This window comes from Endozoicomonas ascidiicola (assembly GCF_001646945.1).
GTDB classification, from domain to species: domain Bacteria; phylum Pseudomonadota; class Gammaproteobacteria; order Pseudomonadales; family Endozoicomonadaceae; genus Endozoicomonas; species Endozoicomonas ascidiicola.
In genome coordinates this window covers 291917-299979 of sequence record NZ_LUTV01000007.1, presented here as the reverse complement: position 1 = coordinate 299979, position 8063 = coordinate 291917, and the positions used below count along the sequence as shown (strand labels likewise).

Below are 8063 nucleotides of genomic sequence, written 5' to 3'. Positions count from 1 at the left end.
TCAGATGTTCTGATTCCAGCTCAGCGATACCTCGACGAATCGTTTTCGGGTCACAAGCCAGTAACTGAGAAATGAATTCGATGCCACCATGCCCAAGCTTTATCGTTTCAATCGCAGCATAGCGACGACGATCCCTCTCGTTGAGTGACTGATAAAACCGAACCATTTGAACCTCTACTGTCGTCGAATAACTGCCCAAGATGACCTCCTGCACTCATGCGGAGCAATTATCGACGATTCCTGATCTCTTGAAAATAGGGAAGTTAATTGGGGACTATTCCTAAAATCGATCGACTATTTTTCAGTTCCCCGAGACACTGTGATCATTAATCAATTTCACCAACCGCTCATTCGTGGTCTGACATGGAGCGGGCGTGGCGCAATTAAAGCGGTCGAAGTCAGTGTGGATGGCGGCGGTCACTGGCAGTCCGCCAAGCTTCATCCTCCTGTTTTATCATACCCGCTTTTCATTACCCTGGCTTTAGAATGGCAAGGAGACTTTGTTGTTAAGCCGGGCAGTAGACGACACCGGATATATTCAACCCAGTGCGACGATGCTGATAAAGGCAAGAGGAATCGGATCTCTGCGATATCACAACAATGCCATCATTGGCTGGCGTGTCCATCAAGATGGCCGTGTGACTTATGATGTTGTCGCCTGAATCATCACACGACGCATTATGCGAGCTTGTTAGGTATCCCGCTTGCGATATACCGCTTTATCTGAGCAGGAATGCAGATCAAAACCGATACAACATGCCCAGTGATAATGCTGAGATGTCGGCTTCATAGAAATCAATATTTGAGCTTGATTTCATAACTGCAACACTGCCCATAGCGTTCCAGTTTTTCCAGCCAAAAGGCTCGCTATAAAAAAGCGTAAACGACGCACCATAAATATCATCTTTTTGCGTCTTTCCTTTGAAATCCTCAATCGGGTTTGCTTTGTCGTGTTTGTTTCTTCCAAGGACGAGATTACTCACTGTCCTCCAACGCTCCACTCCCCAAAGATGGCTTAACTGCAGCAAATACTCATCAGACGCCATCGCTTTACCATCCAGATCGTAGTGGGTCGCTTTGAGAGAGGGGATTAATGTCTGGCTGTCGTTTAATTGATAGTGATAAAGAAACTCAATGGCTTTTGAGTCTCCCTTTCTAGAAAGCAAATACCTTTTTTCAGGGGATAAGTTGCTGTTCTGGCCATGCTCACCACTGTGCTCTTTATCAATCTCGATTTTACGTGCGGAGAGTGTAATCTGTGCATCGCTGCCCATGATATTATTCCACCCAAAACTTGCCCCAGTGGACTTTCGATCGGTATCACGTCGATTACTGTTCAACTGGTAGGGGTCTTGCCAAACACGGGTAGGAAATGCAGAAAATAACAGGGATGCAGAAAACTCACCTAACGCTCGGTATTGATGTCGTATCCCAAGTTCTGAGGTAAAATCGTATCGTATCCAATCCTCCAACCGGTTTCCGAGAAACACCTGAGTCTTATTATCAGCCCACGTGTATTTTAGTTCTCCTGTGATGTAGCCAGCCCCTTTAGATTCTGATTTTGGGGAAGCCGTAAGGCTGGAAATTCTTTTTTTAGAAAACGTTTCCGTCGAGTCGCCCGCTACGGTATTGCTTTTCAGGTCAATTCCACTTAAGCCAAGGGTTACAAACCCTGAGAACCCATCTTCATCAGGTATTACTCCGTGCGCAGAATTCGCAGGATTCATACTCAAAGCAAAGGCGCTGATCATACAAAACAGGCTTTTTTTCATTGATTCGACTCCTTAAAAAAATAACCTAAATCAGTCGTTTAAGGTTAGATGACATACGAATCAAGTACAGAACTTTGATTAGAATTTTAGACAGGAAAACAACGTCATAAGGACTAAAACCTTAGCATTTTGGTATTTTATATGTCTCAGTCATTAGGCAACCCCCATTGTAAAAACATTGGGGGCGTAGCTCACAAACGATTAACACATATTCAACTTACCCACTGCAGGGCTATTTATCGCCATGTCTCTATTCACCATTACTTGAGGAGTGGCTCGATAAAACAATACGACACTCAAGGCAAAGGTCAGCATTTCTGCAACAGGTATAGCGAAAAACGCCCCCTGAAGTCCGAAGACTTTCCAGAAAATAACGATTAACACCAATGGCAACACCAAAGACCGGCTCATAGCGATCATGGCTGATTGGGTTGCTGCATGCATGCCGGTAAAATAACCCGATAAAGTGATGTTAATTCCGTTAAACAAAAACGCAGGCCAAATCACCGCAATAATTGACAGAGTCAGACCCAGTGTTGTGGTTTCGTCACTGCTGATAAACACACTGGCAAGCGCTTCTGGATACACTTGCAGAATCCCCGCAAAAAACAGCCCAACCACAATGGCGAGACCAATACTAAGTTTCATAAATTGTGCGATACGTTCTGGTTTTCTGGCGCCAAAATTGACACTGACCAGAGGACCCAGCGCTTCTGCGGTTCCATAGCCCACCATAATACTGAGCCACAGGATATAATTAACGATGGTAAACGCTGCAACTCCCGCATTACCGACTTCAGTAATTAAAATCCAGTTAATAACGAATATAATCAGACCACCGGACATTTCATTAATAAACTCAGAAAAGCCATTGTAGGCCGCTCGGAATAATTCAAACCAGGAACCATAGGGTTTAATCAGTCGTATGCGCGCCCCACTGCCAATATAACGAAGCATCAGAAACAGGGTGCCCACTGTATAGGCAATGCCACTGGCAAACGCTGCGCCATTGACGCCCCATCCCCACCACTTAATAAACAACGCATCCAGTACAATATTCGTCAGCGCCGTAATCAGAAGCCCCACTAAAGCAAAGTTAGGCGCATTATCAATACGTGCAAAGTATGACAATACATAAGCCAGCCCCATAAAGAGCATAAAGGGAGAAATAACTCGAATATACCCTGTCGTAAGAGGCAGGGTCTCTCCTCTGGCACCGAGGAATACGGCAATATCGCCAGCAAAAATGAATGCAAGACTGGCGACGATGACAGCAAAAATTACAATCACCGTTAATGACTTGGTGAAGATATTAGACGCTGTTCGGATATCGCCAGCACCCAGCGCTTTACCGGCTATGACAGCGCCACCCACCAGCATCATGACACAGATGCCAAAAAAGACAGAATAGAGTGGCACAATCAGGTTCACCGCTGCCAGAGCGGTTGCACCCACATAGTTCCCCACAAAGATGCCATCAACAATGCCTGCTGATGATATGGCCAGCAGACCAAGAATGGAGGGGATAACAAAACGGAAAAAGTCGACAGTCGTATTACCGGTCGTCATCTTTTCATCAGTAGTATGGCCTGACATAGGGTTTCCTGATTGCCTACAGAGATAATCCGTAGAAGCAATGCTTCTCTTCCTTTGTGTATAGATTGACAAAATGAACAAGTGTTCAAGTTGGACATATGTTCAAATTATTCTTATGATAAGTCAACTCGTATTTGTATCGGACAAACAAGGCCAATGAGTTACCTGTCAAAAGATGAAAAGCGCAAGGCGATTCTGGATGCCACGCTGTCCCTTGTTGCATCCTGTGGTTTTGCAGGCATTACCGCGCGTAAGGTCGCTGCGAAAATGGGTGCCGCAACGGGTACAATACACCATCATTTCTCTTCATTAGATGAGCTGAAAAGTGAAGTTATTCGTCACGCCGTCTCGACCTCGATGGAATCGGATTTAACTGCGGTGAAAACACTGCCACCCTATGAGGCATTGTTAAAGATTTTGCGGCCTTCTCAATCAGCGAACCGAGAGTTCGAAACCCGGGTATGGCATAGTGCAGCAGATGAAATGTGGCGAAGCGACGCGCTGAAAGCGGTCTATTGTGAGGCGATGAACAGCCTGACGGATCTTATTGAAGAGGTTATTACCAAAGGAAAAGAACAGGGCGTTTTCAAACCCACTCTGGCGACCAGACTATGTGCCTGGAAGTTGATAGCTATTGCATTTACACTTTCCGACTACACCTATCTGGGTGACCCTCTCCTCAATCTGCAAACCATCGATGAGCTCGTAGTTCATGATATTCAGCTAACCCTTGGCATGTAATCAAACGACAAAGGATCGGAATGACGCTTTTAACAATAATAATAACGCCTGTAATAACACTCGTTTTTATCATTGCCCTACAGGCGAAGTGGGCAAAAAAAACAGCGATCCGGTTGCCAGAAGCATCAGGTAGTCGCGAAGAACTAACGGGCAATAGCCCTACCCTGCTTCACATTGGGGAGAGCACCGTAGCCGGTGTCGGTGTGAGCCATATAAACGACGGATTAACAGCTCAGATCATCAAAGACCTTGACAGCCGTCACCACAAAACGATGGACTGGCAAGTGCTCGGTATCAATGGCGCCAAAATTTCCGATCTGCTTCATTGCCAGACAGCGATCAAATCACCTGACGTTTTATTAATAACCACCGGTGTAAACGACACCACGGGATTCACATCCACGTCAACCTGGCGCAAAAACCTCAAGCAGTGTGTTGACACCTTTGCCAACACTGACACCGACGTGTATTTCACGGCCGTGCCTCCCATGGAAAAGTTTCCATTGTTACCCCGTCCACTGAACTATTTTTTGGGAGTAAGAGCTGCATGGCTCGATTGGCAATTGAAAACACTCTGTCAGCAGCAGGGCTGGAATTACCTCGAAAACACCCTGGACACCCGAAAAGAGTTTATTGCCCCTGACGGCTACCACCCCAGTGCCGAAGGTTATCGTCAATGGGCTGGTATGATTTCAGGAAAAATAGCCGAGGGACTCGGAGCTTGTTGACGATTCACCAACGCTCAGATCAAAGACTTCCCTGAAGAGCCAAAAATAGGGTAAACCCCATTTTCATCATGAACTTCCTGACCACTGAGCGGCGGGTTGAACACACAGGCCAGTTTCATTTCGCTATGACCTCTGAGAAGGTGCTCATCATGTTTGTCCAGAATATAGAGTGTTCCTGGCTTAATCGGATACACCTTTGAGTCTTCCAGTGTTTCTATCTCTCCTTCACCACTGATGCAGTAAACGGATTCCAGATGATTTTGATACCAGATATGGGTCTCTGTATCCGCATAAATAGTGGTGATGTGAAAAGAAAAACCCATGTTGTCGTTTTTTAACAACAAGCGTGTGCTTTCCCATGTTCCACCAGGAGCAACGACTCGACGTTCCGATTGCTCTGCTGCTTGAAGTGTTCGTACAATCATATTTATTGTTCTCAGCTTGCTACACGAAACAAATTATTTATTGATTTTTTTTCACGAGAACCGGTGCCTGCTCTTTTCCCACCAGCACATTCTTCAGCAAAAGCATTTTCTATAATGTCCAGACCGTCTTTCAGATTTTGCTCGCTGATAATCAAAGGTGATAACAGTTTCACCACCTGATCTTCCGGGCCGCTGGTCTCAATAATCATGCCGTTGTTAAAACAGTTTCGAGTAATATTTCCCGCCAGTTCTCCATCCACACAATCAATACCACAGAACATTCCACGCCCCTTTGGTGTCAACGTGTCAGCACCATTGTGTTCTGCAATATTTTTTAAACGATTGGCGGTATACAGCGATTTCTTTTTTATATTTTCCGCAAAGCGATTATCAGACCAGTAAAGATCAATAGCCGCTTTTGCCGTCACAAACGCAAGGTTGTTACCCCGGAAAGTGCCATTGTGTTCACCAGGTTGCCACTGATCCAGCTCCGGGCGAAAGAGCGTCACGGCAAAGGGCAAACCATAACCACTGAGAGATTTGGACAAGGTGACAATGTCTGGCTTTATGCCTGCTTCTTCAAAGCTAAAGAAGGTGCCCGTTCTGCCGCAACCGGCCTGAATATCATCAATAATCAGAAGAATGTCGTATTTTCTGCACACCACCTCCAGGTTTTTTAACCAATCAAAACTTGCCGCATTAATCCCTCCCTCACCCTGCACGGTTTCAACGATCACTGCGGCGGGCAAATCAACCCCACTGCTTCCGTCACCCAATACCTTATCCAAGTATTCAGTGGTATCCATATTGCTATCAAAGTAACCATCATAAGGCAGTCGACTAACACCACTCAGGCTGATTCCGGCACCCCCGCGATGATGGCTATTACCAGTGGCAGCCAACGAGCCAAGGCTGACGCCATGAAACCCGTTGGTGAAGGCAATGACGTCTGTTCTACCAGTGACCTTCCTGGCTAGTTTCATGGCAGCTTCTACTGCGTTGGTCCCCGTCGGGCCGGTGAACTGAACCACATAATCCAAATTTCTCGGCTTAAGGATTTTCTCCGCGAATGCAGTTAAAAAGGCTTCTTTAGAACGGGTATGCATATCCAAACCATGGGTAATACCATCCGCCTGAATATATTCCAGCAATGCTTCTTTGAAGACCGGATGGTTATGACCGTAATTTAGCGTGCCTGCACCGGCGAGAAAGTCCAAATATTTATTGCCTGCATCATCGTAGAGAAATTCCCCCTGTGCACGGTGAAAGGTTCTTGGAAAAGATCGCGCGTAACTCTGCACTCCTGATTCAAGCTCATCAAAAATACTCATTTAGATAAATCCTCCGTTTTATAATTATGTAGACCGGTGTCGCTTTTCACGTCACCCATACTGGAATGGTCAGGTTTGGTGCCGAGATAAAGCACTTCATCCTCATGATCTCCACCCAAATGGACATCACTTTCAAAATGCTCTCTGATTTCAACCGCCATTCCCTGTTGCTTAAAAAACGACAAAAATAGTCTTTGTGAAGGCTTATTACTGGGAGAAATAGTCGTCTTAAGGCACCGAAGCTTAGGATATCGATCAAATAGTCGGGTCAACATTGTCAATGCCACTCCTTTTCCACGACAGCGTTGATCCAAAGCGACCTGCCAGATAAACAGCGTATCCGGGCTTTTCGGAGTGATGTAACCTGAGATAAAGCCCCGTATTTCCCCCACGCTACTTTCGGCAACAATTGAGGTATCCGCAAAGTCAGTACACTGCAATAGATTGCAATACAAAGAATTAGTATCTAACGGCGGGCAGCGTTTTATCAGGTCATGTACGGCACTGCCATCCTGACTGTCTGGCTTTCGATAGTGAAAAATCATAGATGATATAAATATTAGAATATCTTATTTTTAGTAGTTCTATATATTTTAATACATTTAGCTCCCCAAAAATCAAGTAAATACTGAGAAACGCACCAAAAAAGCCTCATAACTTCATTCGAATATCTATGCATTATTTTACTTGAAATTCCCTCAATCCCATTGAATAGTAGGGCTGTTACTCGTGACGGCAGGAAACCCCGAAAATGGAAAGAAGTCAGAATGCCCTGATACTGTTGCGGCAGATTATTCGGTCAACCGATATGCAGGACAAGGAGATCAGCCGTTGCACCGGCCTCACCCTTCCCCAATTAATGATCATGCAAACCCTGCGACAATCTAACCAGATTACGACGGGAGAGTTAGCGAAAGAAATGGGCATTACCCAGGCAACGGTCACCAGCATTCTGGATAGACTGGAAAAAAAAGAACTTATTGCCCGCGAACGCGGAGCAGAAGATAAACGCAAAGTCTGGATCAGCCTTACCCCCGAAGGGCTGGAGTTACTGAAAGGTGCACCAACACCACAGCAAGATTATTTCACACGACGATTTGATGATATGCAGGGCTGGGAGCAGTCCATGATTATCTCAGCCCTGGAGCGGGTAGCCTTTATGCTGGATGCACAGCATCTGGATGCGGCACCCATGCTGAACATAGGCCAAATTGATAGAGATGAAAATCATTAAACTCTAACCCTGATATTTCTTAATCCGCCCCGAATCTCGCTCATGAATGTGTCGTACTAAGGAATTTTGCGATGGTGCGCCGTGCCTACAGGGCATAAATACCGGGAAGCACGGTCGACTGAGTAAAACTCTCTCCCCTAGGAGCCTGTCGGACTTAGAACAACTTTTGAGTATAATACCCGCAAGATCGTAAAAGACAGCCAGCCAATGAACAAATGGACTTTCAGACCCATTGA

General features: G+C 45.6%; 9 protein-coding genes and 2 pseudogenes. 5 read left to right on the top strand and 6 right to left on the bottom strand.

Annotation, left to right across the window (positions count from 1 at the left end; all coding sequences use genetic code 11):
* Positions 1–199, bottom strand: a pseudogene (locus tag AKL11_RS25770) (hypothetical protein); the annotation flags it as partial.
* 120 nt (positions 200–319) lie between these two features.
* Between AKL11_RS25770 and AKL11_RS26730 the strand changes: the two are divergent.
* Positions 320–430 (top strand): annotated as a pseudogene (locus tag AKL11_RS26730) (hypothetical protein); the annotation flags it as partial.
* Positions 431–503: 73 nt separating this feature from the next.
* Positions 504–662 (top strand): hypothetical protein, encoded by a 159-nt coding sequence (locus tag AKL11_RS26350; RefSeq protein WP_245673464.1) that lies wholly within the window; start codon positions 504–506, stop codon positions 660–662.
* A 78-nt stretch (positions 663–740) separates the two neighbouring features.
* Here AKL11_RS26350 and AKL11_RS20390 read toward each other — a convergent pair whose 3' ends face one another.
* Complete coding sequence (locus AKL11_RS20390; RefSeq protein ID WP_067521320.1) at positions 741–1772, bottom strand: DUF2860 family protein; 1032 nt, start codon at positions 1770–1772, stop codon at positions 741–743.
* Between the two features lie 201 nt (positions 1773–1973).
* On the bottom strand, positions 1974–3368 hold the full coding sequence (locus AKL11_RS20385) for an MATE family efflux transporter (RefSeq protein WP_095210568.1): 1395 nt from the start codon (positions 3366–3368) through the stop codon (positions 1974–1976).
* 156 nt (positions 3369–3524) lie between these two features.
* On the opposite strand from AKL11_RS20385, the gene AKL11_RS20380 reads away from it, so the two are divergent.
* Positions 3525–4109 (top strand): TetR family transcriptional regulator, encoded by a 585-nt coding sequence (locus AKL11_RS20380; RefSeq protein WP_067521317.1) that lies wholly within the window; start codon positions 3525–3527, stop codon positions 4107–4109.
* A 20-nt stretch (positions 4110–4129) separates the two neighbouring features.
* Positions 4130–4837, top strand: a complete 708-nt coding sequence (locus AKL11_RS20375; RefSeq protein WP_095210567.1) for an SGNH/GDSL hydrolase family protein — start codon at positions 4130–4132, stop codon at positions 4835–4837.
* A 14-nt stretch (positions 4838–4851) separates the two neighbouring features.
* Here AKL11_RS20375 and AKL11_RS20370 read toward each other — a convergent pair whose 3' ends face one another.
* From AKL11_RS20370 to ectA, 3 genes are read right to left on the bottom strand one after another with little or no spacing between them, the layout of a single operon-like run.
* Positions 4852–5262, bottom strand: coding sequence for an ectoine synthase (locus tag AKL11_RS20370; RefSeq protein ID WP_067521311.1), 411 nt, complete (start codon positions 5260–5262; stop codon positions 4852–4854).
* An 11-nt stretch (positions 5263–5273) separates the two neighbouring features.
* Positions 5274–6593, bottom strand: a complete 1320-nt coding sequence (ectB, locus tag AKL11_RS20365) for a diaminobutyrate--2-oxoglutarate transaminase (protein ID WP_067521307.1) — start codon at positions 6591–6593, stop codon at positions 5274–5276.
* Positions 6590–7138: a diaminobutyrate acetyltransferase gene (gene ectA, locus AKL11_RS20360; RefSeq protein ID WP_067521304.1), complete on the bottom strand. Its 549-nt coding sequence runs from the start codon at positions 7136–7138 to the stop codon at positions 6590–6592. The genes ectB and ectA overlap by 4 nt, the downstream gene beginning before the upstream one ends.
* A 206-nt stretch (positions 7139–7344) precedes the next feature.
* On the opposite strand from ectA, the gene AKL11_RS20355 reads away from it, so the two are divergent.
* On the top strand, positions 7345–7827 hold the full coding sequence (locus tag AKL11_RS20355) for a MarR family winged helix-turn-helix transcriptional regulator (protein WP_067521301.1): 483 nt from the start codon (positions 7345–7347) through the stop codon (positions 7825–7827).
* The last annotated feature ends 236 nt before the right edge of the window (positions 7828–8063 follow it).